This window comes from Escherichia sp. Lx600-2 (assembly GCF_036662595.1).
GTDB classification, from domain to species: Bacteria; Pseudomonadota; Gammaproteobacteria; order Enterobacterales; family Enterobacteriaceae; genus Escherichia; species Escherichia coli.
In genome coordinates this window covers 18,284-43,918 of sequence record NZ_JAYQWM010000036.1, presented here as the reverse complement: position 1 = coordinate 43,918, position 25,635 = coordinate 18,284, and the positions used below count along the sequence as shown (strand labels likewise).

At 52.7% G+C, this 25,635-nt stretch carries 23 protein-coding genes; 14 read left to right on the top strand and 9 right to left on the bottom strand.

The features are described from left to right. Positions 1-114: 114 nt before the first annotated feature. Genes OQV04_RS14405 through OQV04_RS14395 form a run of 3 tightly spaced genes read left to right on the top strand, consistent with a single transcriptional unit; the run spans position 115 to position 5,510 of the window. Positions 115-567: a DcrB-related protein gene (locus OQV04_RS14405; protein WP_032280514.1), complete on the top strand. Its 453-nt coding sequence runs from the start codon at positions 115-117 to the stop codon at positions 565-567. An 18-nt stretch (positions 568-585) separates the two neighbouring features. Continuing rightward, the gene (locus OQV04_RS14400; protein WP_247806634.1) at positions 586-5,220 is read left to right on the top strand and encodes an RHS repeat-associated core domain-containing protein; all 4,635 of its coding nucleotides are present in this window, start codon (positions 586-588) and stop codon (positions 5,218-5,220) included. Then, positions 5,217-5,510 carry a hypothetical protein gene (locus OQV04_RS14395; RefSeq protein ID WP_032280515.1) on the top strand — a complete coding sequence of 98 codons (294 nt, stop codon included), beginning with the start codon at positions 5,217-5,219 and terminating at the stop codon, positions 5,508-5,510. The genes OQV04_RS14400 and OQV04_RS14395 overlap by 4 nt, the downstream gene beginning before the upstream one ends. Before the next feature lie 43 nt (positions 5,511-5,553). Here OQV04_RS14395 and OQV04_RS14390 read toward each other — a convergent pair whose 3' ends face one another. After that, positions 5,554-5,883 carry a SymE family type I addiction module toxin gene (locus tag OQV04_RS14390; protein ID WP_196613714.1) on the bottom strand — a complete coding sequence of 110 codons (330 nt, stop codon included), beginning with the start codon at positions 5,881-5,883 and terminating at the stop codon, positions 5,554-5,556. Positions 5,884-6,011: 128 nt separating this feature from the next. Between OQV04_RS14390 and OQV04_RS14385 the strand changes: the two genes are divergently transcribed. Together OQV04_RS14385 and phrB are read left to right on the top strand one after the other, a co-directional pair. Then, positions 6,012-6,521, top strand: a complete 510-nt coding sequence (locus tag OQV04_RS14385) for a YbgA family protein (protein WP_032280517.1) — start codon at positions 6,012-6,014, stop codon at positions 6,519-6,521. Further along, entirely contained in the window at positions 6,518-7,936 is a 1,419-nt protein-coding gene (phrB, locus tag OQV04_RS14380) for a deoxyribodipyrimidine photo-lyase (protein ID WP_032280519.1), read from the top strand. The genes OQV04_RS14385 and phrB overlap by 4 nt, the downstream gene beginning before the upstream one ends. 149 nt (positions 7,937-8,085) lie before the next feature. On the opposite strand, the gene dtpD is transcribed toward phrB, so the two are convergent. Further along, positions 8,086-9,567 (bottom strand): dipeptide permease DtpD, encoded by a 1,482-nt coding sequence (gene dtpD, locus OQV04_RS14375; protein WP_001032697.1) that lies wholly within the window; start codon positions 9,565-9,567, stop codon positions 8,086-8,088. Positions 9,568-9,837: 270 nt separating this feature from the next. Between dtpD and ybgI the strand changes: the two genes are divergently transcribed. Genes ybgI through nei form a run of 5 tightly spaced genes read left to right on the top strand, consistent with a single transcriptional unit; the run spans position 9,838 to position 13,737 of the window. Continuing rightward, positions 9,838-10,581 (top strand): radiation resistance protein YbgI, encoded by a 744-nt coding sequence (gene ybgI, locus OQV04_RS14370; RefSeq protein ID WP_000798871.1) that lies wholly within the window; start codon positions 9,838-9,840, stop codon positions 10,579-10,581. Positions 10,582-10,603: 22 nt separating this feature from the next. Further along, on the top strand, positions 10,604-11,260 hold the full coding sequence (gene pxpB / locus OQV04_RS14365; protein WP_001188343.1) for a 5-oxoprolinase subunit PxpB: 657 nt from the start codon (positions 10,604-10,606) through the stop codon (positions 11,258-11,260). Then, positions 11,254-12,186, top strand: a complete 933-nt coding sequence (gene pxpC / locus OQV04_RS14360) for a 5-oxoprolinase subunit PxpC (RefSeq protein ID WP_021523824.1) — start codon at positions 11,254-11,256, stop codon at positions 12,184-12,186. Before pxpB ends, pxpC begins: the two co-directional genes overlap by 7 nt. Further along, entirely contained in the window at positions 12,176-12,910 is a 735-nt protein-coding gene (gene pxpA, locus OQV04_RS14355) for a 5-oxoprolinase subunit PxpA (protein WP_032280520.1), read from the top strand. Before pxpC ends, pxpA begins: the two co-directional genes overlap by 11 nt. Before the next feature lie 35 nt (positions 12,911-12,945). Further along, positions 12,946-13,737 carry an endonuclease VIII gene (gene nei, locus OQV04_RS14350; protein WP_001114031.1) on the top strand — a complete coding sequence of 264 codons (792 nt, stop codon included), beginning with the start codon at positions 12,946-12,948 and terminating at the stop codon, positions 13,735-13,737. On the opposite strand, the gene OQV04_RS14345 is transcribed toward nei, so the two are convergent. The 7 genes from OQV04_RS14345 to OQV04_RS14315 form a co-directional block, all read right to left on the bottom strand. Next, positions 13,734-14,780, bottom strand: a complete 1,047-nt coding sequence (locus OQV04_RS14345; protein WP_032280521.1) for an AbrB family transcriptional regulator — start codon at positions 14,778-14,780, stop codon at positions 13,734-13,736. The genes nei and OQV04_RS14345 overlap by 4 nt on opposite strands. 148 nt (positions 14,781-14,928) lie before the next feature. After that, complete coding sequence (locus OQV04_RS14340; RefSeq protein ID WP_032280522.1) at positions 14,929-15,990, bottom strand: fimbrial protein; 1,062 nt, start codon at positions 15,988-15,990, stop codon at positions 14,929-14,931. Then, a complete protein-coding gene (locus OQV04_RS14335; RefSeq protein ID WP_032280523.1) occupies positions 15,987-16,718 on the bottom strand; it encodes a fimbrial biogenesis chaperone in 732 nt (243 codons plus the stop codon). The genes OQV04_RS14340 and OQV04_RS14335 overlap by 4 nt, the downstream gene beginning before the upstream one ends. Positions 16,719-16,732: 14 nt before the next feature. After that, the gene (locus OQV04_RS14330; protein ID WP_162721659.1) at positions 16,733-19,192 is read right to left on the bottom strand and encodes a fimbria/pilus outer membrane usher protein; all 2,460 of its coding nucleotides are present in this window, start codon (positions 19,190-19,192) and stop codon (positions 16,733-16,735) included. 49 nt (positions 19,193-19,241) lie between these two features. After that, positions 19,242-19,808 (bottom strand): fimbrial protein, encoded by a 567-nt coding sequence (locus OQV04_RS14325; protein WP_000472402.1) that lies wholly within the window; start codon positions 19,806-19,808, stop codon positions 19,242-19,244. Between the two features lie 386 nt (positions 19,809-20,194). Then, positions 20,195-21,478, bottom strand: coding sequence for a citrate synthase (gene gltA / locus OQV04_RS14320; protein ID WP_000785835.1), 1,284 nt, complete (start codon positions 21,476-21,478; stop codon positions 20,195-20,197). Positions 21,479-21,683: 205 nt separating this feature from the next. Continuing rightward, positions 21,684-21,791, bottom strand: a complete 108-nt coding sequence (locus OQV04_RS14315) for a hypothetical protein (RefSeq protein ID WP_001305582.1) — start codon at positions 21,789-21,791, stop codon at positions 21,684-21,686. Between the two features lie 380 nt (positions 21,792-22,171). Here OQV04_RS14315 and sdhC point away from each other — a divergent pair, with 380 nt between their 5' ends. From sdhC to sdhB, 4 genes are read left to right on the top strand one after another with little or no spacing between them, the layout of a single operon-like run. Further along, positions 22,172-22,576, top strand: a complete 405-nt coding sequence (sdhC, locus tag OQV04_RS14310; protein WP_000263347.1) for a succinate dehydrogenase cytochrome b556 subunit — start codon at positions 22,172-22,174, stop codon at positions 22,574-22,576. Beyond that, positions 22,570-22,917, top strand: a complete 348-nt coding sequence (gene sdhD, locus OQV04_RS14305) for a succinate dehydrogenase membrane anchor subunit (protein WP_000254365.1) — start codon at positions 22,570-22,572, stop codon at positions 22,915-22,917. Before sdhC ends, sdhD begins: the two co-directional genes overlap by 7 nt. Further along, positions 22,917-24,683: a succinate dehydrogenase flavoprotein subunit gene (gene sdhA / locus OQV04_RS14300; RefSeq protein ID WP_000775540.1), complete on the top strand. Its 1,767-nt coding sequence runs from the start codon at positions 22,917-22,919 to the stop codon at positions 24,681-24,683. The genes sdhD and sdhA overlap by 1 nt, the downstream gene beginning before the upstream one ends. 15 nt (positions 24,684-24,698) lie before the next feature. Next, a complete protein-coding gene (gene sdhB, locus OQV04_RS14295) occupies positions 24,699-25,415 on the top strand; it encodes a succinate dehydrogenase iron-sulfur subunit SdhB (protein ID WP_001235253.1) in 717 nt (238 codons plus the stop codon). The last annotated feature ends 220 nt before the right edge of the window (positions 25,416-25,635 follow it).

The window sequence follows — 25,635 nt, the reverse complement described above, 5'->3', positions numbered from 1 at the left end:
TGGCTGGAAAGATAAAATGTGTGATAAACGGTGATGGATATCACCTTCATGACTAAAAAATAAATAAAAACCCATCAATAAATAATTCATTTATTAAAAAGGACTCATACCAGTATGACGGAGTATTATCTCAATGAAACTGTTGTAACTTTTCCCGGGAATATTATTCAGGACAGTACGATTAATATGCTGCGCCTCAGCGATCCCGACGCTGCACTCATTATCAGTCGGGGCCAGATGCAGGAAGGAGACGAATTAGCCTCCCAGATTGAACAGCAAATGAAAAAACTGGAGAAACAGGTAAAGGATCTTCACTACACGCCAGTTCAGGTAACACGGGTAGGGATTAATGACGGTGAACAAGGGCTGGAAATACAGAGCCAGTTTCTCCGGGGTAACGAGCAGGTGTACCAGTGTCAGGTGGCATTTGTATTGCCGGGTGAGCGGGTCATGATGGCCTTCACCTACGCCAGAACCACACCGCTGACCCCGGCAGATATGACGCGCTGGGCTGAAATTAAAAAGAATCTGCGCTTCAGGATGCGGCAGGAAGCCAGGACGAATTAATCATACAGGGAACGGGACATGGAAGAGGCATTCTGGGCGGCAAGACAGGGTGATGCCCTGCTGCATACGTCGTTTATGGCAGATGTGCTGGGGGCGGTGCTGGAGGTGGCCGCAAATGTCGTTATTGATGCTCTCATTGTCGGCACAACCTCGTTACTGGCGGCGTCAGTGGGGTTCACGATGGGGTGCACGGCCGTCGTGCTGACCGGTTTTGTGGCGGGTGTGGCGATGGTGTACACCGGCGTGACAGAAAAGGTCAGCGAAGCCTGTTCAGCCCTCGCAGATATGCTTTTCCCGCCTCAGATTGAAGGTTACATCCTCACCGGCTCTGGTGACACATGGATCAACAGCAAACCTGCCGCGCGGGCAGCGGCGACTGCGGCATCGCGGCAGGACATTGAGGCGCAGGAGGCGCAGTCGAAGGCGGAACAGGAAGAAGCGCAGCGTCAGGAGGATGCCAGAACGTTCCGGGATGTGGCCGGGGAATATCTGGAAATGGCGGGGGCCATAGCCCTGGCGGTTAACCCGGTGACAGGGCCTGTGCTGATGTCCCGGGCGCTGCACGACCAGCTCAGTACGGAAGAAGGGCGTTCTGAAATGGTGGATGGCGTGACACATTTTGTGTCGGAACTATGGCAGCCCACTGTGGCCAGTGCGGCCCCGGGCTCCACCCCGACCCCTGACGATAAAATCGACTGCCATAAACATCCTTCCTCACTGACGCAGTTTCTCGCACAAAAAAAAGCTGCCTTTCTGGATGACCCCCTGGGAACGGCCCTTAACCTGCTGAGTCCGGACGGTATGCTGGAAACCGCCTTTCAGGGAGTGAATGCGGTTATTGGCAGCATCAGTAATCTGTTCAAAGGCGATGACGAGCCGCCCGCAGCGGAATATATCGCGGAAGGCGCGCGGGATGTGCGTATCAACAGCCAGCCGGCGGCACGCAGCGGGGCACGCTGTACCTGCGAGGCCAGGGTGGTGAATGAGCCGGGGAACGGGGCGTTTGTGTCACCGGATGTGCGCATTGGCGGTCCGTTACTGGTGGTCAGGGATATCAGAAGCGGCAGGTCGCAGATAACCCTGGTGGCAACTGTGGCGCTGATGTTTCTTCGCCCGGGCAAAATGCTTTCTAAAATCGCCTGTTTTGCTGCCAGTGTCGGGATGAGCATGCTGGCGCAGAAGGCCACCAGAGCCCTTCCGCATCCGGTCAATGCCGCCACCGGGGCCAAATACCTTGCCGATGACGATGACTTCGATTTCAGTCTGCCGGGCCACTTTCCGCTGGACTGGCAGCGCGTGTACAGCAGTCGTGACGAACGCACGGAAGGAATGTTTGGTCAGGGCTGGAGTGTGATGTATGAAGTCAGCCTGGTGCGCACACCGGGTAACGCGGACGAAAACTGCATGACCTTTGTGTCGGGCATGGGGCGACGCCTGGATATGGAAGCCGTGCTGCCGGGGAGCGGGTTTTACAGCCCCGGCGAAGGACTGGCAGTCCGGCGTGGTGAGCAGGGGCACTGGCTTATCAGCAGCGATGATGGACAGTTTTTTCTGTTTGAAGCCGACCCGCACAACCCGCAGCGCCAGCGGCTGAAAATGCTGGGCGACCGTAACAGCAACTGTCTGAATCTGTACTACGACGACCGGGGACGTATCACTGAAATCAGCGGCGAACAGCAGCGTCCGTGCATCCGTCTGTATTACGAACTGGCGGCGCATCCCCGGCGGATGACACAGATTTATCAGCATTTCCCTGAGACTGCACCTTTACTGCTGCGTCGTTACAGCTATGACGAGGCCGGCCACCTGAACGGCGTGTACGACAGCACGGGGCACCTGCTGCGTGAGTTTGCTTACGACGAAAACCACTGCATGACGCTGCACCGCCAGCCGGGCGGCGAAGGGTATTATTACCAGTGGGGCTGGTATGACGGTCCGGATGATGCGGCGTGGCGGGTAACGGGGCACCACACGGACAGCGGTGAACAGTACCGGCTGGCGTGGGACCTGGCGCAGCGCAGGCTGTGCGTGACGGACGGACTGGGGCGCACGCGTTATCACCAGTGGGATGCGCAGAATCAGGTGACGGCGTACCAGGACGAAGCCGGACAGGTGACGACATTCCGCTGGAGCGACGAAGAACGACTGTTGCTGGGGATGACCGACCCTCAGGGCGGCAAATGGCGCTATGTGTATGACCGGCAGGGGCATATCACGGAGACGCACGACCCGCTGGGGCGGGTGGCGCAGGCGCAGTGGCACCCGGTGTGGCACCAGCCGGAAACGGAGGTGGACGCGGCGGGAAACAGCTGGCGCTGTGTGTACGATGAACGCGGCAACCTTCTTGCCGTGACCGACCCGCTGCAGCAGAACACCCGGTATCAGTATGACCACCACGGCCAGGTGGTGCAGATAACGGATGTCCGTGGGGGGAATAAATACCTTCAGTGGAACGAAGACGGGCAGCTCATGCGGCATACGGACTGTTCCGGCTCGCAGACGGCCTGGTTCTACGACGAACGCACGCGGCTGATACGGATGACAGACGCGCAGAGCCACAGCACGCGCTACGGGTATGACGACAGCGGTCATCTGACGGAGGTGATACTGGCGGACGGCCGCACGGTGAATTACCAGTCAGACGCGGCGGGCAGGCTGGTGAAGTACACCAGCCCGATGGGGAGGATAACGCGCTGGCAGCGGGACGGGCAGGGCCGGGTGCGCAGCCGGACGGACGCGATGGGGCGCAGGACGGCGTTCGGGTACGACGCTTACGGGCGTCTGGTCACGCTCACGAACGAGAACGGAGAACGCTACCGGTTCCGCCATGATGTGCTGGACCGTCTGGCGGAGCAGATAAACCCGGACGGCTGCCGCCAGTCGTACCGCTACAACGCGCTGAACGCGGTCACGGAAGTGGTGTTCACCGGGGACCGGGGCGGTGAAATCCGCCACCGGCTGGCGCGTGATGCGGCGGGCCGGCTCACGGCAAAGGAGACAGCCGATGGCCGTACGGAATACGTCCATGATGCGGCTGACCGGCTACTGGAAATCCGCCGCCGGCGGTCGGATGCCGGGGAAACGGACGCCCCGGAGATTATCCGCTTCAGCTACGACAGACTGGGGCGGATGCTGAGCGAGGAGACGGCGCAGGGCATCCTGACCCACCAGTACGATGAACTGGGCAACCGGACTGCCACCACCTTTCCGGACGGCAGAACGCAGCGCCATCTGTACTACGGCAGCGGCCATCTCCAGCAGATAAATCTGGACCGGGAAGTCATCAGCGAGTTCACGCGCGACCACCTGCACCGTGAAGTGCTCAGAAGCCAGGGGCGACTGAGCACGCGGCAGCTTTACGACCCCGGCGGGCGGCTGAAGCGCAGGGAGACATACAGCGGGATGCGCGGGGTGGTACCGGAGACGTTCACGGACCGGCAGTACAGCTACAGTGGCGAGGATGAACTGCTGAAGACGCGGCACAGCCGGCGGGGGGAAACGGATTACTTCTACGACCCCACGGGGCGCATCACGGCGTGTCGTTCGGAGGATGAGGGGTATCTGGCGAGCTGGCAGTACGACGCGGCGGGAAACCTGCTGGGGAGGCGCGCGGGGGAAAGGGCCACGGCAGAAAACAGCGTGGTGCCGTTCAACCGGCTGATGTCTTACCGTGGTGTGCACTACCGTTATGACGAATTTGGCCGTGCGGTGGAAAAGGAGGGCCGGAGCGGAACGCAGAGTTACCGTTATGATGCGGAACACCGGATGGTGGAAGTGACGACAGCGCGGGGGACATACCGGTATGTGTACGATGCGCTGGGGAGGCGGACGGAAAAACAGCACATCAGCCCTGACGGAAAACCGTACAACCGGACAAAATTTTTATGGGACGGGATGCGGCTGGCGCAGGAGAGCAGGCCGGAGGGGACAGGCAGCCTGTATATCTACAGGGACCAGGGGAGTTATGAACCGCTGGCGCGGGTGGATAAGGCGGGGAAAGAGGGACCGAACCGGATACTGTATTTTCACACGGATGTGAACGGCGCGCCGGAAGAGATGACGGACAGTGACGGGAAAATCGTGTGGGAGACGGGGTATCAGGTCTGGGGTAACACGATACAGGAGAAGGACCACGGCAGGGTGGAGCAGAACCTGCGCTACCAGGGACAGTACCTCGACAGGGAAACGGGGCTGCACTACAATCTGCACAGGTACTATGATCCGGATGTCGGGCGGTTCATGGTAACGGATCCGATAGGGCTGCTTGGTGGATTAAACTTATACCAATATGCACCGAATCCGTTGGGGTGGATCGACCCGTTAGGTTTAAAGTGTGGGCAACCTGAATGGACAAATCATGGATACAAACATTTTCCTCCAAAAAACAAATCATGGAAGGATATAATTAAATCAACAAAATCAGGCCCGGCAAAATATTCTCCCGATATTGATATTAAAACGCTGGAATACGATGTTTTTAATACAGGCACACCTGTTACCAACGGTAAACCATGGAAAGTAAAAGATATGGGGAAAGTTATTGGGGCCAGTGAGGGTAAAGAATCTCAATGGGTTCGAGTTGAACTTAGCGGTGGGACAATACATGGACATCCCATATCACTTGATGAATTCCGAAGGCTAACAACACCATGAACATTGATTTCTTAGGAAAAAAAGGGAATGTAATTTTTAATGACTTCTCCCTGAAACAAAGCATCCCTCTTAATGAACAGCGAGATGAACTTAAGGAAGATATGCTCCAGGTTGAATATCCTGGTGGGTATCTTTTGGATGTTGGGTGGCGACCATCTTTTAATTTAAATGGGAATTTTTATATTTGTTTAATAAAGGATTTTGATTGGGATACTCCCATTTATAATGGTTCTGCGAAAGATATTGTCTCATTATTATTTGAAATTAACCAAGCTATAAATAAACTTTAAAAAAGCCGGGAAGAAAATAACATCTTCCCGGCTTTTTTATTATTTAACTCTCGTCCAGCACACTAAACATCCCGTTCCGCATCCCCTTAACCACCTGTTTAACCTGATAAAGTTCCTCCCGCAGCTCCTGCACCTCGTCACTGTCAGCGATAATGGTCAGGCACCCCTCCGAAATCTTCACCGTGACACCCCGCCCGGTATCAAATCCGGCCTCTTTCAGCCAGTCGCCCTTAAGGTTCAGGCTGGGGTGTCGTGAGTAGTACGTGGTCATGTAGGTTTTGCTGTTTATGTGGCGGGCTCTGACATAGCCGACTTTATAGCGGCGCTGTGTTTTGGAAATGGTGACTTCTGGCGTAATATCGTGTTCAGCCATGATTAACTACCTTGATGAGTTGCTTGCGGGGAGCGCGCTTTCGTAATCTTGCCCTGCTAGCGGATTAACTTCACAAAAATCATTTCCCAACGTCTACACTTACTCCTGTTAATATCTCAGGAGCAGTAATGAATCAGCAACGATTTGATGACAGCACCCTAATCCGTATCTTCGCCCTTCATGAGTTACATCGACTGAAAGAACATGGCTTAACGCGCGGGGCGCTTCTCGATTATCACAGCCGCTATAAACTCGTCTTTCTGGCTCATTCCCAGCCGGAATACCGCAAACTTGGCCCGTTCGTGGCTGATATTCACCAGTGGCAAAATCTGGATGACTATTACAACCAGTACCGCCAACGCGTAGTTGTTTTGCTTTCTCACCCCGCCAACCGACGTGACCACACCAACGTTTTGATGCACGTTCAGGGTTATTTTCGCCCGCATATTGATTCCACAGAACGCCAGCAGCTGGCTGCGCTTATCGACAGTTATCGCCGTGGCGAGCAACCACTTCTTGCGCCGCTGATGCGTATCAAACACTATATGGCGCTTTATCCTGACGCCTGGCTTTCAGGGCAGCGTTATTTCGAACTTTGGCCGCGTGTGATTAACTTGCGCCATTCAGGAGTTTTATGACTACCCATCTGGTCTGGTTTCGCCAGGATTTACGTCTGCATGATAATCTCGCGCTGGCTGCCGCCTGCCGCAATTCGTCTGCACGCGTGCTGGCGTTGTATATCGCTACACCACGCCAGTGGGCGGCGCATAATATGTCGCCGCGTCAGGCTGAACTTATCAATGCTCAACTGAACGGGCTACAAATCGCGCTGGCGGAAAAAGGCATTCCTTTATTGTTCCGTGAAGTGGATGACTTTGCCGCCAGCGTCGAAATAGTTAAACAGGTGTGCGCGGAAAACCGCGTTACTCATCTTTTTTATAACTATCAGTATGAGGTGAATGAGCGGGCGCGGGATGTGGAAGTTGAAAGAGTGCTGCGTAACGTGGTGTGTGAAGGATTTGATGACAGTGTGATCCTGCCGCCTGGCGCGGTGATGACTGGCAATCATGAGATGTACAAAGTCTTTACGCCTTTTAAGAATGCCTGGCTGAAACGGCTGCGGGAAGGGATGCCGGAGTGCGTCGCTGCACCAAAAGTTCGTAGTAGCGGATCGATAAAGCCCGCGCCATCCATTACGCTGAATTATCCTCGTCAGTCTTTCGATACTGCGCATTTCCCGGTGGAAGAAAAAGCGGCGATTGCGCAATTACGCCAGTTTTGCCAGAACGGTGCCGGAGAATATGAGCAACAACGAGATTTTCCGGCAGTGGAAGGCACCAGTCGTTTGTCCGCCAGCCTGGCAACGGGCGGGTTATCGCCTCGCCAGTGTTTGCATCGCCTGTTGGCGGAACAGCCGCAGGCGGTGGACGGTGGGGCCGGTAGTGTCTGGCTTAATGAGCTGATCTGGCGCGAGTTTTACCGTCACCTGATAACGTATCACCCCTCGTTGTGTAAACATTGTCCGTTTATTGCCTGGACGGATCGTGTGCAGTGGCAGAGCAATCCCGCACATTTACAGGCCTGGCAGGAAGGCAAAACGGGATACCCGATTGTCGATGCTGCCATGCGTCAGCTTAATAGCACTGGCTGGATGCATAACCGGCTGCGGATGATTACAGCCAGTTTTCTGGTGAAAGATTTATTGATCGACTGGCGCGAAGGCGAGCGGTATTTCATGTCGCAGCTGATTGATGGTGATTTGGCAGCCAATAACGGTGGCTGGCAGTGGGCGGCTTCTACGGGTACTGATGCAGCGCCGTATTTTCGTATTTTCAACCCGACAACCCAGGGCGAGAAATTTGACCGCGAAGGCGAGTTTATCCGCCAGTGGCTACCGGAACTGCGCGATGTACCGGGGAAATCGGTGCATGAGCCGTGGAAGTGGGCTGAGAAAGCAGGTGTGAAGCTGGATTATCCGCAACCGATAGTCGAGCACAAAGAGGCGAGAGTACAAACGTTGGCAGCGTATGAGGCGGCGCGGAAGGGGAAATAACAGACGCGTCAGGCAATCGAGCCCAGATGCCGGATGCGGCGTGAACGCCTTATCCAGCCTACAAATTTGTGCAAATTCAATAAATTGCAGGAAATACGTAGGCCTGATAAGACGCGTCAAGCGTCGCATCAGGCATCGGTGCTGGCCTATTAAGACTCCAGCGCCAGCGCGCGGTTTCTGAATTTCAGCGCCTGATACAGCCAAATCATCAGTACCACTCCTACACACGCCAGTGCGCCCCAGGTAATTTGATCAAATACTTCAATATATGCATTGATGGAGTAGTTGATCGCCCCGGAAGCATCAAACGAAGCCTGCGATGTCTGATCGGCAATCACGCCCGCCAGATAGTTCGCAATCGCGCCGGAAAGCAGCATATAAATGCCGGTTAATACGCCGGTCACACCGGGGATTTCAATGCGCGTAATCTGCGACATAGCAACCGGGTCGATAAACAGTTCCGCAAAGCCCATCACCGCCAGGCCTAATACCATCAGTGGCAGAGAAGAGTGACCATACATTGCGGACCAGCGGGCGCTTAAGGTCAGAATGCAGAATCCGGCGCTCATCAGGCCAAGGCCAAGAGCAAATTTTCCCCAGATGCGCACGGTACGATTACCCGCGACACTCTCTTTTACCACCCACGCCAGGAACACACCGCACAGCATAACTGCGAAGGCATTAATCGACTGGAACATCGCGGTCGGAACGGTATAACCAAACATATCGCGGTTAACGAAGCGGTCGATATAAAGGCTAATCGAGCTACCGCCCTGTTGTGCGAAGGCCCAGAACAACATACTGAAGAAGGTGAGCGTCACAATCAGCCCCAGCTCCTTCCGCTGTTTCTGGTTTTCTGCTTTGCGATAAATTTTTGCCAGTACACCCAGGCCAATGATAGTCGCGACAATCAAGGCGTATACCGACCATTCTTTCCAGAACAGTACGGTAATCAGCGCAGGCGTTGCCACCAGCAGAACCAGCAGCCATCCCCAGTTCGGCAGGAGAAAGTTTGTCGCACGCAGTACTTTTTTGTTAACGCCGCGGGTATGTGTGAAATGACGATTGCCACATAAGAAAATAACCAGACCCGCGATCATACCCACCGCCGCCAGGCCAAAGCCCATCGCCCAACTGTACTCTTCCTGGGCGTAACCACAGGCGATAGGTGCAATAATAGACCCCACGTTACCCGCCGCATACATCAGCGAGAAACCGCCATCACGACGCGGATCGGTTGGCTCATACAGCTCGCCGAGCAGGCAACTGACGTTGGATTTAAACAGACCATAGCCACAAACGATTATCGCCAGGGACAGATAGAGGAATGACGGATGGATCTCACTGGCACCCAGCACCACATGACCAATCGCCATCAATAACGCCCCCAGCATCACCGCCATGCGATTGCCGAGAACTTTATCCGCCAAAAAGCCACCGAGGATTGGCGTGACATACACCAGCGAACAGTAGGCGCTAAATAACTCGTAGGCGTGAGTATCGTTGTATTTTAGTTGATTGGTGAGATAGAGAATCAGCAGGGCACGCATGCCGTAAAAGCTAAAATATTCCCAGATTTGCAGCGCAACGACATAGTAAATAGCGCGCGGTTGTGATGCGTGTTTATTCATAATAATTCCACAATTGACGGCAACGTCACGTAATAGTTGCGCGGCGTGCTTGTGTTTCCTTAAAGTTAAAACTTTGATACAGATCTGATTATTTATGCAATATGCTGTCTGATTGCATAAATATACATTAGCTGAAGCGTGATGATATAAACAATTTGCGTCTTTTGGCGTCGGGTTTGTTTCTTAATATGTCAAAAGATTGGCTATCGACGAACAGGCGAGGTAACGCTATGTTAACGGTGTAGCTATCAGAATACGGAAGGCGCGAAGATGAAAAACACCGAACTGGAACAACTGATTAACGAAAAACTGAACAGCGCGGCGATTAGTGATTACGCGCCGAATGGTTTGCAGGTGGAAGGCAAAGAGACGGTGCAAAAAATTGTTACCGGTGTCACTGCCAGCCAGGCTTTGCTCGATGAGGCAGTGCGTCTGGGCGCGGATGCGGTCATTGTGCATCATGGCTACTTCTGGAAAGGCGAATCTCCGGTCATTCGCGGCATGAAGCGTAACCGTTTAAAAACGTTGCTGGCGAATGATATCAACCTGTATGGCTGGCATTTGCCGCTTGACGCACATCCTGAGCTGGGCAATAACGCACAGCTGGCGGCGTTACTGGGGATCACGGTCATGGGCGAAATTGAGCCGTTGGTGCCGTGGGGCGAACTGACCATGCCTGTGCCGGGACTGGAGCTGGCTTCCTGGATTGAAGCGCGTCTGGGACGTAAGCCGTTATGGTGTGGCGATACCGGACCTGAGGTGGTCCAGCGCGTCGCCTGGTGCACGGGCGGCGGGCAAAGTTTTATCGATAGCGCCGCGCGTTTTGGCGTGGATGCTTTTATTACTGGCGAAGTTTCTGAACAGACCATTCATTCAGCCCGCGAGCAGGGATTGCATTTTTATGCTGCAGGTCACCATGCCACTGAACGTGGTGGTATTCGCGCATTGAGCGAGTGGCTGAATGAAAATACCGATCTTGATGTGACCTTTATTGATATTCCTAATCCTGCATAACGAATAATCAGAGGGATCGAAAGTGCAACGAGCGCGTTGTTATCTGATAGGTGAAACGGCGGTAGTGCTGGAACTGGAACCGCCGGTGACGCTGGCTAGCCAGAAACGGATCTGGCGACTGGCGCAGCGTCTGGTGGATATGCCGAATGTGGTTGAAGCCATTCCCGGCATGAACAATATCACGGTGATTTTGCGTAATCCTGAGTCGCTGGCGCTGGATGCCATAGAGCGTTTGCAACGCTGGTGGGAGGAGAGCGAGGCCCTGGAACCTGAGTCTCGCTTTATTGAAATTCCGGTGGTTTACGGTGGTGCAGGCGGACCGGATTTGGCGGTGGTCGCGGCGCATTGCGGGTTGAGCGAAAAACAGGTTGTTGAATTGCACTCCTCCGTGGAATACGTGGTCTGGTTTTTAGGTTTTCAACCGGGCTTCCCGTATCTCGGGAGTTTGCCGGAACAACTACACACGCCACGGCGCGCTGAACCGCGCTTGCTCGTTCCGGCAGGTTCTGTCGGGATCGGCGGGCCGCAGACTGGTGTTTATCCGCTGGCAACGCCGGGTGGCTGGCAGTTGATTGGTCATACCTCACTCAGCCTGTTTGATCCGGCGCGTGACGAACCCATCTTATTACGTCCGGGAGACAGCGTGCGCTTTGTACCGCAAAAGGAGGGAGTATGCTGAAGATTATTCGTGCGGGCATGTATACCACTGTGCAAGATGGCGGTCGTCACGGTTTTCGCCAGTCGGGTATCAGCCACTGCGGCGCACTGGATATGCCTGCGTTACGCATTGCTAACCTGCTGGTGGGTAATGACGCCAATGCCCCCGCGCTGGAGATCACGCTCGGTCAGTTAACGGTTGAGTTCGAAACTGATGGGTGGTTTGCTCTGACGGGTGCCGGTTGCGAAGCGCGGCTGGATGATAATGCCGTCTGGACCGGCTGGCGATTGCCGATGAAAGCAGGCCAGCGTTTAACGCTTAAACGCCCGCAGCACGGGATGCGCAGTTATCTGGCGGTCGCGGGTGGTATTGATGTTCCGCCGGTAATGGGGTCATGCAGCACCGATCTCAAAGTGGGGATTGGCGGGCTGGAAGGCCGTTTACTGAGGGATGGTGACCGGCTCCCGATTGGCAAAGCGAAGCGTGATTTTATGGAAGCGCAGGGCGTTAAACAGCTGCTGTGGGGCAACCGCATTCGCGCCTTGCCGGGGCCGGAATATCATGAGTTCGATCGCGCCTCGCAGGATGCATTCTGGCGTTCGCCCTGGCAGCTTAGCTCGCAAAGTAACCGAATGGGTTATCGCTTACAGGGGCAAATTTTAAAACGCACCACCGATCGCGAACTGTTATCTCACGGTTTGTTACCGGGTGTGGTGCAGGTGCCGCATAACGGGCAGCCCATTGTGTTGATGAACGACGCACAGACCACCGGTGGTTACCCGCGTATTGCCTGTATCATTGAGGCTGATATGTACCATCTGGCGCAAATTCCGCTCGGTCAGCCGATTCATTTTGTCCAGTGTTCACTGGAAGAGGCACTGAAAGCGCGGCAAGATCAGCAACGTTATTTCGAACAATTAGCGTGGCGGCTGCACAATGAAAATTGACCTGAACGCCGATCTGGGCGAAGGCTGCACCAGCGACGCAGAGCTATTAACGCTGGTTTCCTCTGCCAATATTGCCTGTGGATTTCATGCAGGCGATGCGCAAACCATACAGGCTTGCGTGCGTGAAGCAATAAAAAATGGTGTCGCGATTGGCGCTCATCCGAGTTTTCCCGACAGGGAAAATTTTGGTCGCAGCGCTATGCAGCTGCCGCCAGAAACCGTTTACGCCCAGACGCTGTATCAAATTGGCGCGCTGGCAACGATTACCCGTGCGCAAGGCGGTGTAATGCGTCATGTCAAACCGCACGGCATGTTATACAACCAGGCGGCGAAAGAGGCACAACTGGCAGACGCCATCGCCAGAGCGGTATACGCTTGCGATCCAGCATTGGTTCTCGTTGGGCTGGCAGGAAGCGAGCTGATTCGTGCAGGCAAGCAATATGGCCTGACAACGCGCGAGGAAGTGTTTGCCGATCGCGGTTATCAGGCTGACGGCTCGCTGGTGCCGCGAAGCCAGTCAGGCGCGCTGATTGAAGACGAAGAACAGGCGCTTGCGCAAACGTTGGAGATGGTGCAACACGGCAGAGTCAAAAGTATCACCGGCGAATGGGCAACGGTCACGGCGCAAACGGTCTGCCTGCATGGCGACGGCGAGCACGCACTGGCGTTCGCCCGCCGACTACGCTCTACCTTTGCCGAAAAGGGGATTGTTGTCGCAGCATAACCCCGATTAATAAAGAATGAAAAAAGGATATCACCATGCCTGAAGGCCCGGAGATCCGCCGTGCAGCGGATAACCTGGAGGCGGCGATCAAAGGCAAACCACTAACTGATGTCTGGTTTGCCTTCCCGCAGTTAAAAACTTATCAATCACAACTTATCGGTCAACACGTTACCCATGTGGAAACGCGTGGTAAGGCGTTGTTAACTCATTTTTCCAACGACTTAACGCTCTACAGCCATAATCAGCTTTATGGCGTCTGGCGCGTGGTTGATACCGGCGAAGAGTCGCAGACCACGCGAGTATTGCGGGTAAAACTGCAAACGGCTGACAAAACCATTCTGCTTTATAGTGCCTCGGATATTGAGATGTTGACCCCGGAACAACTGACCACGCATCCGTTTTTACAACGCGTTGGTCCCGATGTGCTGGATCCGAATCTGACGCCGGAGGTGGTAAAGGAACGATTATTGTCGCCGCGCTTTCGTAACCGTCAGTTTGCTGGATTACTGCTCGATCAGGCGTTTCTGGCAGGACTTGGCAATTATTTGCGGGTGGAGATCCTCTGGCAGGTTGGGTTGACTGGAAATCATAAAGCGAAAGACCTCAATGCGGCGCAACTGGATGCACTCGCACACGCGTTACTGGATATTCCTCGGTTTTCTTACGCTACGCGGGGGCAGGTGGATGAGAATAAGCATCATGGGGCGCTGTTTCGCTTTAAGGTTTTTCATCGTGATGGCGAACTGTGCGAACGCTGTGGCGGCATCATTGAGAAAACCACGCTGTCATCTCGCCCGTTTTACTGGTGTCCGGGCTGCCAGCACTAGGCCGTACGTTTCGGCGCATAGGTTGAAATAAACCGCGCAATGGCAGGCCCTGTCAGCAAAATACTGAACAGGCGCAGGGTTTGCATCGCCATAATGAGCGCCATATTGGCATTGCTCCCTGCGGCGATGACCGCCACGGTATCAAGCCCGCCGGGGCTGGTGGCGAGGTAGGCAGTCATAAAATCAATGTGCATAAACCGGGTCAGTCCCCACGCCATACCCGCACAAATAGCCAGCAGAGCAAAAATCGACAGCAGGATTTGTGGTAGCGGGCGTAGTGCCCGCAGTAAGATTTGTTTATCGAAACCAAGACCAATCCGCCAGCCAATTGCCATATACGCCATCGCCAGCAGCCATTCCGGTAGTTCGATGGTGATGAGCTGACCAGACTGGAGCACTGCGCCCGCCAGCATCGGGATGAGCATCGTGCCGGAAGGAAGACGCAGCAAGCATCCCACTGTACCGGCAACGACCGCGAGCAAAATAGTAAGCAGGAGATTAATGCTCACTGGCGGGAACCAGACGATATGCTGGTTAACCGCTTCAGCGTTATCGCCCAGCATCATTCGCGTGACCAGAACTGCGGCCCCCGCGACAAACAGCACTCGCAGATACTGCATAAACGCCACCAGGCGGATATCTGCGCCGTAATCCTGCGCCATCGCGACCATTGCCGCCGCCCCGCCAGGCGAGGAGCCCCAGGCACCAGTATTTCCGGGCAGTGAGCTATAGCGCACCAGTAGCCATCCCACGATAGCGCTGGAAAGCAACGTCACCAGTAAAATAGCTAACACAATCGGCCAGTTAACCGCCAGCGTGGTCAGGATCGAGCCGGTCAAATTTTGCGCAATCATGCAGCCAAGAATGGCCTGCGCGGCGAGAAAAGCGGAGCGGGGGAGTTGCAGGGTAACCCCGCGCATACTGAAGATGATCCCGGCGATCATCGGCCCAAGTAATAATGCCGCCGGGAGATGTACCGCGAGGAAACCAATAGAAAGGAGAAGTGATAGCACACATAACATTCCCCACTGCAAAACTGGCATCCTTTGCTCCCTCATTATTTACTCTTTGGTGTATCGATACAGCATAAAGAATGCCGGGCATGGAAAAAATAACGGTAATCAATAAAAGCCGGAAAATTGGCAATTAACCGAAGAAGCCCTCTCCGGCTGGAAAGGGCAATAGGCTAAATCAGTTGTAGTTAATTTTGAAAAGTACCACTGTATCAAAGGGACCAACGTCGATGGGCGTACCCGGCGTGGATGACAATTCTGCCGTGTAGGTTTTTTCATACACTAACAGGTCGCTGGTAAAATCGGCATACTCACTGTATTTGTTGAAAGTATAGGGTGAGGCATTTTCATCCAACAATCGAAGCTTCAGGCCATTGCCAATGAGCAGTGATTTATCTTCGTCGATAAGGGTTTCATCGGTATAAAACGAAGAGCTGACTTTAAAACCGTCGGTACACTGGTCGTTTTGTGATTTGGTTGTAGTTATTTTAAATTGCTGCGACATCGTATGGCGACGAATATCCAGCACGTTAAATCGGCCAAAATCAACGACCTGGGTTTCAGGTGAGATAGCAAAGTTGACGCTGCAATCCAGCACGCGGATATTTTCCAGACCGGTAATGTGATATTTCAGATTCTTCGCGGTAGGGTCTTCGTTCACGCTGCCTGCGCCATCAAACTGTACGACGATGTAATCGCTGAGTTTGCTCTGATAACCATGGGGCGGCATGGCGCGAACTTTAACGTAAAGCCGCATACGCGCCACAAACGTCCGCGATTTGTGCATAACGGTTGGATCGCCGGAGCAAAGTTTATTTTGCCAGCCCATCGCAATGATCTGCTCCGGGGTGTAAATATCAATATTCTTACTGTCGATGCACTGATTCGTGTCGATGCGGCTTTTCCCAAGGCTTGCGTCATAGTCCACGCCTTCATAGGTTACGCCCAATTGATAATAGGGATCCTGAATACCGGGGTAAGGGTTTACCCAGGCGTAGACGTGCTCGCTTTCAAAATTACCGTTTGTGTTGTTGTCACAGTAGACCGGAATTTTTATATCGTCAGATTCCCAGATTTTATCGCCGGGTTTGGAATTGGCCGGAACGGCGAAGGGCATAATAGCTTCTGATTTTTCTACAGCGCCGTTTGCGGTACCAAAATAGCAGTTCAGCGCCAGCGCCGCTTTTAGCGGCAAAAAAATCAGACAGATGGCGAGCAACACGCCTTTGGCGAATCTCATTTTTTATTCTCCACCGGCTGCAGGCGGCATTGCCGCTGGCAGGAGAGCGTGTTCATACGCAATGCGCCGTAGTCGTCCATGTAGCCAAGATAAAACTGCTTGCCGCTATAGCTGCCCGTGCTGGTGGTGACCGAACTGAACGGTGCGACCATCGTGCTTTTAAAGCCAGGCAGCACGCCTTTCTCATCCCGCCCAAGATAGGCAATAGTCAGATAGTATCCGGTCGGGTTTTTCAGGGTAAGCTGGTTATTCTGCTGGCTAACCTGTAGCTGTTGCTCAACATGATCGCCCATTTTTTTGCGTAATGCGGCGGGTCGCCAGAATAGCTTAATGCGACTTTGGACGGCGACTTGCAGGATCGCATGGCCCTCGCTGCCTTCCGGGACAGGCGGAATTTCACGCAGGTTATAGTAAAAGAGAGATTCGCGATCGGTGGGTAATTTCGCGGTGGCGGCTTGTTTCATGATCCGAACCTGCGAAGCCGCTTTTGGCTCCAGTCGCTGGATAGGCGGCAGGGCGACGAGAAATTCATCGCTTTTCTCTCCCTTTTCATTTTCTATCCATGAATAGGCGAGGTAGGGGAGTTTATCGCTGCGGTTTTCCACGCGCAGGCTGGTTGCTTTATCTTTGCTATTAAAGATGATGCGCGTGCGGTCAGGCTGCACTGCGCCGTGGCTGCACATACTGGCAACCAGAAGAATCAAAGGGAATCCTTTAACAAATGTCATCGTCTTTTCCTTAATTAATGACAGGGTAAAATCAGGCGCTTAGTCACATCTTCCAGATGTTCCGGCAGATGAATGGCACACGTTTTCTGGTCGCCCCAGTGCACGGTAAATTGTTGATTTTCATCGACCCCACTCAGCCATGCGTGACCGTTTTCGCCAACCATCCCGACGCTGACACCGCCTTCAGCCTGGCGAACATCGGCACCGAGCGGCGGGAAATGCCCGTTAGCATCGCTGATAATGACGTTGAGATCTTTCCCGGCGCGGGACGCCAGCGATTTAAAGCCGATGGCGCCTTCGGTCCAGGTTTCTTTCACCACGTTTTCGGAAACGGTAACGCCGTCAGGCAAGTCGTTCATATTGACCGCCACCGTCGTAGGCTGGTAGCTGGAAACAAACGGTACCACGGCAATACCAAAGCGGTTGGTGTAGTCAATATTGCCCTGAATCGGAATATCGCCCACGCCGTCGGTGCTGACCATCAGGCGTGGTTCATTGGTGGAACTGCGGCGATGGAATGCCGCGCCATGTTGAGTCGCGGTAAACGAGCCGCTCCAACTGGCACTGGCGGAAGTGTAATCATTGGCGGCATAGGTTCCGGTCAAATCCCATTCCCCCGCCGAACTGAGGTGTTGGTAATTGCCGCTGACCTGCGCACCGTTATCCGGGCGATCGGATTGTATTCCAGCCGACATTCCCCAACTGTTTCGTTCATCCAGGGTATCGTTCCACGACATGCGGTGGGTGGTAGTATTACTGTTGTTCTGCATGTCATAACCCAGTCGACCACTTTCCCCAATCGGTAAGGAGATCGAAAAGTAAATCTGGTTGTCGCGATCTTTATCTTCATAATGGGTGGTGTTGAACGAGGTCGAGACAGAAATATCTTTCCAGTCGCCAATGTCGACGTTAAAACCGGCGGTAATGTTGGCCGTGGTGGAGGTATCCGCATTCCACCAGCTCTGATGCAGGATGTTGGCGTAGAGATTAAGATTCAGCGGAGTAATAGGCTGACCGAAGGAGAGGCTGATGGTTTGCTTTTCATCCTGCGCGTCGGCGTCATTGTATTTGTGATCAATGTAGTTAGCGTAGCTGTGAAAATGGCGATCGGAGAAGCGATAGGCTGCCAATGAGATGGTGCTGTTGGTCGCATCAACCTGTTTGCTGTAGTTAAAGCGGTAGCTGTAACCCTGCTCATCCTGTTGAGTATCAAAATGGCTGTCGGCCCAGGTCACGTCAAACGACAGCGCCCCCAGCCAGAGCATATTTTGCCCAATACCCAGCGCGCCGGAACGATAGTCATCGCCTGCGAGAAGCATGCCGCCATATAGTGAAGTGTTGGAGAGCATCCCCCAGGAGACTTCATGGCTAATGAAGGTTTCATCCTCGGTGTGGTGCGACATAGAGGAACGCGGGCGACCGGCAGCCAGTTTATAGCGCACCTGGCCCTGACGCGTCAGGAACGGGGTAGAGGCCGCTGAAACCTGGAAGTTATTCACCCGTCCATCTTCTTCGCTCACTTTGACATCCAGTGTACCTTGCACTGACTGATTCAGGTCATCAATAATAAATGGGCCTGGCGGAACTTTTTTCTGGTAAATCACGCGACCAGAATGGCTTATCGTGACCGTGGCGTTAGTCTGTGCGATGCCGCTGATTTGCGGCGCGTAGCCGCGTAACTCCCAGGGGAGCATTCGATCGTCGCTGGCTAACGCCGCACCGGTATAGGAGAAACCATCAAAAATGTTAGAGCTAAAATCGGTTTCGCCCAGGGTTAATCGGGAACCTATTTGCGGTAACGGGCGGAACAGGTAGGTCCGTGAAATCGCCCCGGATTGTTCACGGTTGTCGCCGCTATCGGACTGGCTAAGCTGATAATCGCTGCGCAGACGCCATGCCCCGGCGTTGAGGCCCGTGGTGCCATAGGCGTTCAGGTTGTTGCTGCTGCTGCCGCTTTGTGGGCGATAAGTGCTGGCAAACAGGTTGTAATCCATCAGGAAGCCAGGAATACCGTTATTCCACGTTGAGGGTGGCGTCCAGTTTTCTGAATGCCACGCCAGCCATGCCTGCGGGATTGTAATATTGAGCTGTTGATTTGCCTGATCGAAAGTAAAGATGATTTCAGGGAAGACACTAAAATCGACACATTCTTTTATTGCAGGTAATTTTTTACGAAAGTCAGATTTAAGTCCGAAGAGTTCGATCAGCGATTCATTGATACAAGGAATAATTTTATCGCCAGATTTTTGCCAGCGAATTTGTTGCCCATTACTGATTTTATTATTATTAACCGTAACACTAACAAAGTAATCGCCGGGAGCTACGACGCCTTTTTGATTGAGCAACGAAATATCAACGCTATCCCGAATCGACTTATCGAGAACGTTAAGGTTAAATTCAGCTGTCAGCGCAGGAGGGGTTACCATTGCCAGACAGGAAAGAACAGAGAGTCGATAAATATTCACGGCATCCATACCTGAACAATATTCGCAAAAGGCGGCTAATCAGCCGCCTTAAAAAGGATTATTGGTAATCCAGAACGTAAGTTGCGTTAGCAGTAACGGCCCCCGCGGTAACCGAAACTGCGTTATCCATCTGTTCCATCCAGGCAAAGAAGTTTAACGTTTGTTCTGTTGAACTTGCCAATAAGTCAATTGTTGGCGCTTCTGTTCCCAATACAACAAATGATTCATCTTTGTTCATGAGACGTACGCCAACGCCGGTAGCCTCGCCAGCACTGATGTTACTAAGGAGCGGCGTTGCACCTGTCGTTTTAGCTGTGCTGTCGAAGGTCACGCCTACCTTTGAGACCACGCCACCGTTGCCATCATCCCAGCCTGCAATATCACAGTTGATTAAGCGAATATTGACAGGTTTTTTCTCGCTATGATGTTCTCGATTTATGTGGGATGTGGTTACTTCACCCAGGTCAATGTTCATATCAAGGTCATCAGGGTGAATTTCACAAGGTGCTTCAATAACTTCACCTTTAAAGTGGATTTCACCAGATCCTTCATCTGCAGCAAAAACAGGTGAAGCGAATAGTAGAGATATGGCCAGGGCGGCCAGTGTTTTTTGTCCTTTAAACATACATGAATCCTTCATGGGCTATGATAAAGTATACTAATTATTCCGACAGAATAGTGGTTTTTTGTTCATGTAATAATATTAATGTTGCTACATTATGTTTGAGAGTTTCTCAAAGCTCTCGAATCATAAATAAAGTGAATTAATCCTATTACGAGTTTATTTAATTGTGGGTGCTACCCAATGTATTCTACATCGATTGGCGGGATAACGGTGGTGGTGAATGAAAAATTAGGATTTTATTTAGTTATCGGATATGTATTCTTGTAACGTGTAATTATGTATTTGTGTCCGATTACGTTTTTTTGTCGATAGACATAACTAACGAACAAAAAAAAGCCCGCCAGATATTCAGGCGGGCTAAACGATATATGGTTCAAATCAGATAATTAATGTTTAACATCTGATTTAAAGTCTCGTTTTTCATAGCCGGTGTACAACTGGCGCGGACGGGCGATCTTCATGCCGTCACTGTGCATTTCGCTCCAGTGAGCGATCCAGCCAACGGTACGGGCCATAGCGAAGATGACGGTGAACATGGAAGACGGAATACCCATCGCTTTCAGGATGATACCAGAGTAGAAATCGACGTTCGGGTACAGTTTCTTCTCGATAAAGTACGGGTCGTTCAGCGCGATGTTTTCCAGCTCCATAGCCACTTCCAGCAGGTCATCTTTGGTGCCCAGCTCTTTCAGAACTTCATGGCAGGTTTCACGCATTACGGTGGCGCGCGGGTCGTAATTTTTGTACACGCGGTGACCGAAGCCCATCAGGCGGAAAGAATCATTTTTATCTTTCGCACGACGAACAAATTCCGGAATGTGTTTAACGGAGCTAATTTCTTCCAGCATTTTCAGCGCCGCTTCGTTAGCACCACCGTGCGCAGGTCCCCACAGTGAAGCAATACCTGCTGCGATACAGGCAAACGGGTTCGCACCCGAAGAGCCAGCGGTACGCACGGTGGAGGTAGAGGCGTTCTGTTCATGGTCAGCGTGCAGGATCAGAATACGGTCCATAGCACGTTCCAGAATCGGATTAACTTCATACGGTTCGCACGGCGTGGAGAACATCATATTCAGGAAGTTACCGGCATAGGAGAGATCGTTGCGCGGATAAACAAATGGCTGACCAATGGAATACTTGTAACACATCGCTGCCATGGTCGGCATTTTCGACAGCAGGCGGAACGCGGCAATTTCACGATGACGAGGATTGTTAACATCCAGCGAGTCGTGATAGAACGCCGCCAGCGCGCCGGTAATACCACACATGACTGCCATTGGATGTGAGTCGCGACGGAAAGCGTGGAACAGACGGGTAATCTGCTCGTGGATCATGGTATGACGGGTCACCGTAGTTTTAAATTCGTCATACTGTTCCTGAGTCGGTTTTTCACCATTCAGCAGGATGTAACAAACTTCCAGGTAGTTAGAATCGGTCGCCAGCTGATCGATCGGGAAACCGCGGTGCAGCAAAATACCTTCATCACCATCAATAAAAGTAATTTTAGATTCGCAGGATGCGGTTGAAGTGAAGCCAGGGTCAAAGGTGAACACACCTTTTGAACCGAGAGTACGGATATCAATAACATCTTGACCCAGCGTGCCTTTCAGCACATCCAGTTCAACAGCTGTGTCCCCGTTGAGGGTGAGTTTTGCTTTTGTATCAGCCATTTAAGGTCTCCTTAGCGCCTTATTGCGTAAGACTGCCGGAACTTAAATTTGCCTTCGCACATCAACCTGGCTTTACCCGTTTGTTATTTGGCTCGCCGCTCTGTGAAAGAGGGGAAAACCTGGGTACAGAGCTCTGGGCGCTTGCAGGTAAAGGATCCATTGATGACGAATAAATGGCGAATCAAGTACTTAGCAATCCGAATTATTAAACTTGTCTACCACTAATAACTGTCCCGAATGAATTGGTCAATACTTCCACACTGTTACATAAGTTAATCTTAGGTGAAATACCGACTTCATAACTTTTACGCATTATATGCTTTTCCTGGTAATGTTTGTAACAACTTTGTTGAATGATTGTCAAATTAGATGATTAAAAATTAAATAAATGTTGTTATCGTGACCTGGATCACTGTTCAGGATAAAACCCGACAAACTATATGTAGGTTAATTGTAATGATTTTGTGAACAGCCTATACTGCCGCCAGGTCTCCGGAACACCCTGCAATCCCGAGCCACCCAGCGTTGTAACGTGTCGTTTTCGCATCTGGAAGCAGTGTTTTGCATGACGCGCAGTTATAGAAAGGACGCTGTCTGACCCGCAAGCAGACCGGAGGAAGGAAATCCCGACGTCTCCAGGTAACAGAAAGTTAACCTCTGTGCCCGTAGTCCCCAGGGAATAATAAGAACAGCATGTGGGCGTTATTCATGATAAGAAATGTGAAAAAACAAAGACCTGTTAATCTGGACCTACAGACCATCCGGTTCCCCATCACGGCGATAGCGTCCATTCTCCATCGCGTTTCCGGTGTGATCACCTTTGTTGCAGTGGGTATCCTGCTGTGGCTTCTGGGTACCAGCCTCTCTTCCCCTGAAGGTTTCGAGCAAGCTTCCGCGATTATGGGCAGCTTCTTCGTCAAATTTATCATGTGGGGCATCCTTACCGCTCTGGCGTATCACGTCGTCGTAGGTATTCGCCACATGATGATGGATTTTGGCTATCTGGAAGAAACATTCGAAGCGGGTAAACGCTCCGCCAAAATCTCCTTTGTTATTACTGTCGTGCTTTCACTTCTCGCAGGAGTCCTCGTATGGTAAGCAACGCCTCCGCATTAGGACGCAATGGCGTACATGATTTCATCCTCGTTCGCGCTACCGCTATCGTCCTGACGCTCTACATCATTTATATGGTCGGTTTTTTCGCCACCAGTGGCGAGCTGACATATGAAGTCTGGATCGGTTTCTTCGCCTCTGCGTTCACCAAAGTGTTCACCCTGCTGGCGCTGTTTTCTATCTTGATCCATGCCTGGATCGGCATGTGGCAGGTGTTGACCGACTACGTTAAACCGCTGGCTTTGCGCCTGATGCTGCAACTGGTGATTGTCGTTGCACTGGTGGTTTACGTGATTTATGGATTCGTTGTGGTGTGGGGTGTGTGATGAAATTGCCAGTCAGAGAATTTGATGCAGTTGTGATTGGTGCCGGCGGCGCAGGTATGCGCGCGGCGCTGCAAATTTCCCAGAGCGGCCAGACCTGTGCGCTGCTCTCTAAAGTCTTCCCGACCCGTTCCCATACCGTTTCTGCGCAAGGCGGCATTACCGTTGCGCTGGGTAATACCCATGAAGATAACTGGGAATGGCATATGTACGACACCGTGAAAGGGTCGGACTATATCGGTGACCAGGACGCGATTGAATATATGTGTAAAACCGGGCCGGAAGCGATTCTGGAACTCGAACACATGGGCCTGCCGTTCTCGCGTCTCGATGATGGTCGTATCTATCAACGTCCGTTTGGCGGTCAGTCGAAAAACTTCGGCGGCGAGCAGGCGGCACGCACTGCGGCAGCGGCTGACCGTACCGGTCACGCACTGTTGCACACGCTTTATCAGCAGAACCTGAAAAACCACACCACCATTTTCTCCGAGTGGTATGCGCTGGATCTGGTGAAAAACCAGGATGGCGCGGTGGTGGGTTGTACCGCACTGTGCATCGAAACCGGTGAAGTGGTTTATTTTAAAGCCCGCGCTACCGTGCTGGCGACTGGCGGAGCAGGGCGTATTTATCAGTCTACCACTAACGCCCACATTAACACCGGCGACGGCGTCGGCATGGCTATCCGCGCAGGCGTACCGGTGCAGGATATGGAAATGTGGCAATTCCACCCGACCGGCATTGCCGGTGCGGGCGTACTGGTCACCGAAGGTTGCCGTGGTGAAGGCGGTTATCTGCTGAACAAACATGGCGAACGCTTTATGGAGCGTTATGCGCCGAACGCCAAAGACCTGGCGGGCCGTGATGTGGTGGCGCGTTCAATCATGATTGAAATCCGTGAAGGTCGCGGCTGTGATGGTCCGTGGGGGCCACACGCGAAACTGAAACTCGATCACCTGGGTAAAGAAGTTCTCGAATCCCGTCTGCCGGGTATCCTGGAGCTTTCCCGTACCTTCGCTCACGTTGATCCGGTGAAAGAGCCGATTCCGGTTATCCCAACCTGTCACTACATGATGGGCGGTATTCCGACCAAAGTTACCGGTCAGGCGCTGACTGTGAATGAGAAAGGCGAAGATGTGGTTGTTCCGGGGCTGTTCGCGGTAGGTGAAATCGCCTGCGTATCGGTACACGGTGCTAACCGTCTGGGCGGCAACTCGCTGCTGGACCTGGTGGTCTTTGGTCGCGCAGCGGGTCTGCATCTGCAAGAGTCTATCGCCGAGCAGGGCGCATTGCGCGATGCCAGCGAGTCTGATGTTGAAGCATCTCTGGATCGTCTGAACCGCTGGAACAATAATCGTAACGGTGAAGATCCGGTGGCGATTCGTAAAGCGCTGCAAGAATGTATGCAGCATAACTTCTCGGTCTTCCGTGAAGGTGATGCGATGGCGAAAGGGCTTGAGCAGTTGAAAGTTATCCGCGAGCGTCTGAAAAATGCCCGTCTGGATGACACTTCCAGCGAGTTCAACACCCAGCGCGTTGAGTGCCTGGAACTGGATAACCTGATGGAAACGGCGTATGCAACGGCTGTTTCTGCCAACTTCCGTACCGAAAGCCGTGGCGCACATAGCCGCTTCGACTTCCCGGATCGCGATGATGAAAACTGGCTGTGCCACTCCCTGTATCTGCCAGAGTCGGAATCCATGACGCGCCGAAGCGTCAACATGGAACCGAAACTGCGCCCGGCATTCCCGCCGAAGATTCGTACTTACTAATGCGGAGACAGGAAAATGAGACTCGAGTTTTCAATTTATCGTTATAACCCGGATGTTGATGATGCTCCGCGTATGCAGGATTACACCCTGGAAGCGGATGAAGGTCGCGACATGATGCTGCTGGATGCGCTTATCCAGCTGAAAGAGAAAGATCCCAGCCTGTCGTTCCGTCGCTCCTGTCGTGAAGGTGTGTGCGGTTCCGACGGTCTGAACATGAACGGCAAGAATGGTCTGGCCTGTATTACCCCGATTTCGGCACTCAACCAGCCGGGCAAGAAGATTGTGATTCGCCCTCTGCCAGGTTTACCGGTGATCCGCGATTTGGTGGTAGACATGGGACAATTCTATGCGCAATATGAGAAAATTAAGCCTTACCTGTTGAATAATGAACAAAATCCGCCAGCTCGCGAGCATTTACAGATGCCAGAGCAGCGCGAAAAACTCGACGGGCTGTATGAATGTATTCTCTGCGCATGTTGTTCAACCTCTTGTCCGTCTTTCTGGTGGAATCCCGATAAGTTTATCGGCCCGGCAGGCTTGTTAGCGGCATATCGTTTCCTGATCGATAGCCGTGATACCGAGACTGACAGCCGCCTCGACGGTTTGAGCGATGCATTCAGTGTATTCCGCTGTCACAGCATCATGAACTGCGTCAGTGTATGTCCGAAGGGGCTGAACCCGACGCGCGCCATCGGTCATATCAAGTCGATGTTGTTGCAACGTAATGCGTAAACCGTAGGCCTGATAAGACGCGCAAGCGTCGCATCAGGCAACCAGTGCCGGATGCGGCGTGAACGCCTTATCCGGCCTACAAGTCATTACCCGTAGGCCTGATAAGCGCAGCGCATCAGGCGTAACAAAGAAATGCAGGAAATCTTTAAAAACTGCCCCTGACACTAAGACAGTTTTTAAAGGTTCCTTCGCGAGCCACTACGTAGACAAGAGCTCGCAA

What these genes read in the sequence shown, in the direction of transcription:
- sdhA (WP_000775540.1), top strand. Translation starts at nt 22,917, where the DNA reads ATGAAATTGCCAGTCAGAGAATTTGATGCAGTTGTGATTGGTGCCGGC.
- OQV04_RS14390 (WP_196613714.1), bottom strand. Translation starts at nt 5,883, where the DNA reads ATGGCTGAACACGATATTACGCCAGAAGTCACCATTTCCAAAACACAG.
- ybgI (WP_000798871.1), top strand. Translation starts at nt 9,838, where the DNA reads ATGAAAAACACCGAACTGGAACAACTGATTAACGAAAAACTGAACAGC.
- OQV04_RS14400 (WP_247806634.1), top strand. Translation starts at nt 586, where the DNA reads ATGGAAGAGGCATTCTGGGCGGCAAGACAGGGTGATGCCCTGCTGCAT.
- gltA (WP_000785835.1), bottom strand. Translation starts at nt 21,478, where the DNA reads ATGGCTGATACAAAAGCAAAACTCACCCTCAACGGGGACACAGCTGTT.
- OQV04_RS14325 (WP_000472402.1), bottom strand. Translation starts at nt 19,808, where the DNA reads ATGTTTAAAGGACAAAAAACACTGGCCGCCCTGGCCATATCTCTACTA.
- OQV04_RS14385 (WP_032280517.1), top strand. Translation starts at nt 6,012, where the DNA reads ATGAATCAGCAACGATTTGATGACAGCACCCTAATCCGTATCTTCGCC.
- OQV04_RS14340 (WP_032280522.1), bottom strand. Translation starts at nt 15,990, where the DNA reads ATGAGATTCGCCAAAGGCGTGTTGCTCGCCATCTGTCTGATTTTTTTG.
- OQV04_RS14405 (WP_032280514.1), top strand. Translation starts at nt 115, where the DNA reads ATGACGGAGTATTATCTCAATGAAACTGTTGTAACTTTTCCCGGGAAT.
- OQV04_RS14335 (WP_032280523.1), bottom strand. Translation starts at nt 16,718, where the DNA reads ATGACATTTGTTAAAGGATTCCCTTTGATTCTTCTGGTTGCCAGTATG.
- OQV04_RS14330 (WP_162721659.1), bottom strand. Translation starts at nt 19,192, where the DNA reads ATGGATGCCGTGAATATTTATCGACTCTCTGTTCTTTCCTGTCTGGCA.
- sdhD (WP_000254365.1), top strand. Translation starts at nt 22,570, where the DNA reads ATGGTAAGCAACGCCTCCGCATTAGGACGCAATGGCGTACATGATTTC.
- OQV04_RS14315 (WP_001305582.1), bottom strand. Translation starts at nt 21,791, where the DNA reads ATGCGTAAAAGTTATGAAGTCGGTATTTCACCTAAGATTAACTTATGT.
- OQV04_RS14395 (WP_032280515.1), top strand. Translation starts at nt 5,217, where the DNA reads ATGAACATTGATTTCTTAGGAAAAAAAGGGAATGTAATTTTTAATGAC.
- pxpA (WP_032280520.1), top strand. Translation starts at nt 12,176, where the DNA reads ATGAAAATTGACCTGAACGCCGATCTGGGCGAAGGCTGCACCAGCGAC.
- OQV04_RS14345 (WP_032280521.1), bottom strand. Translation starts at nt 14,780, where the DNA reads ATGCCAGTTTTGCAGTGGGGAATGTTATGTGTGCTATCACTTCTCCTT.
- nei (WP_001114031.1), top strand. Translation starts at nt 12,946, where the DNA reads ATGCCTGAAGGCCCGGAGATCCGCCGTGCAGCGGATAACCTGGAGGCG.
- sdhC (WP_000263347.1), top strand. Translation starts at nt 22,172, where the DNA reads ATGTGGGCGTTATTCATGATAAGAAATGTGAAAAAACAAAGACCTGTT.
- pxpC (WP_021523824.1), top strand. Translation starts at nt 11,254, where the DNA reads ATGCTGAAGATTATTCGTGCGGGCATGTATACCACTGTGCAAGATGGC.
- phrB (WP_032280519.1), top strand. Translation starts at nt 6,518, where the DNA reads ATGACTACCCATCTGGTCTGGTTTCGCCAGGATTTACGTCTGCATGAT.
- sdhB (WP_001235253.1), top strand. Translation starts at nt 24,699, where the DNA reads ATGAGACTCGAGTTTTCAATTTATCGTTATAACCCGGATGTTGATGAT.
- dtpD (WP_001032697.1), bottom strand. Translation starts at nt 9,567, where the DNA reads ATGAATAAACACGCATCACAACCGCGCGCTATTTACTATGTCGTTGCG.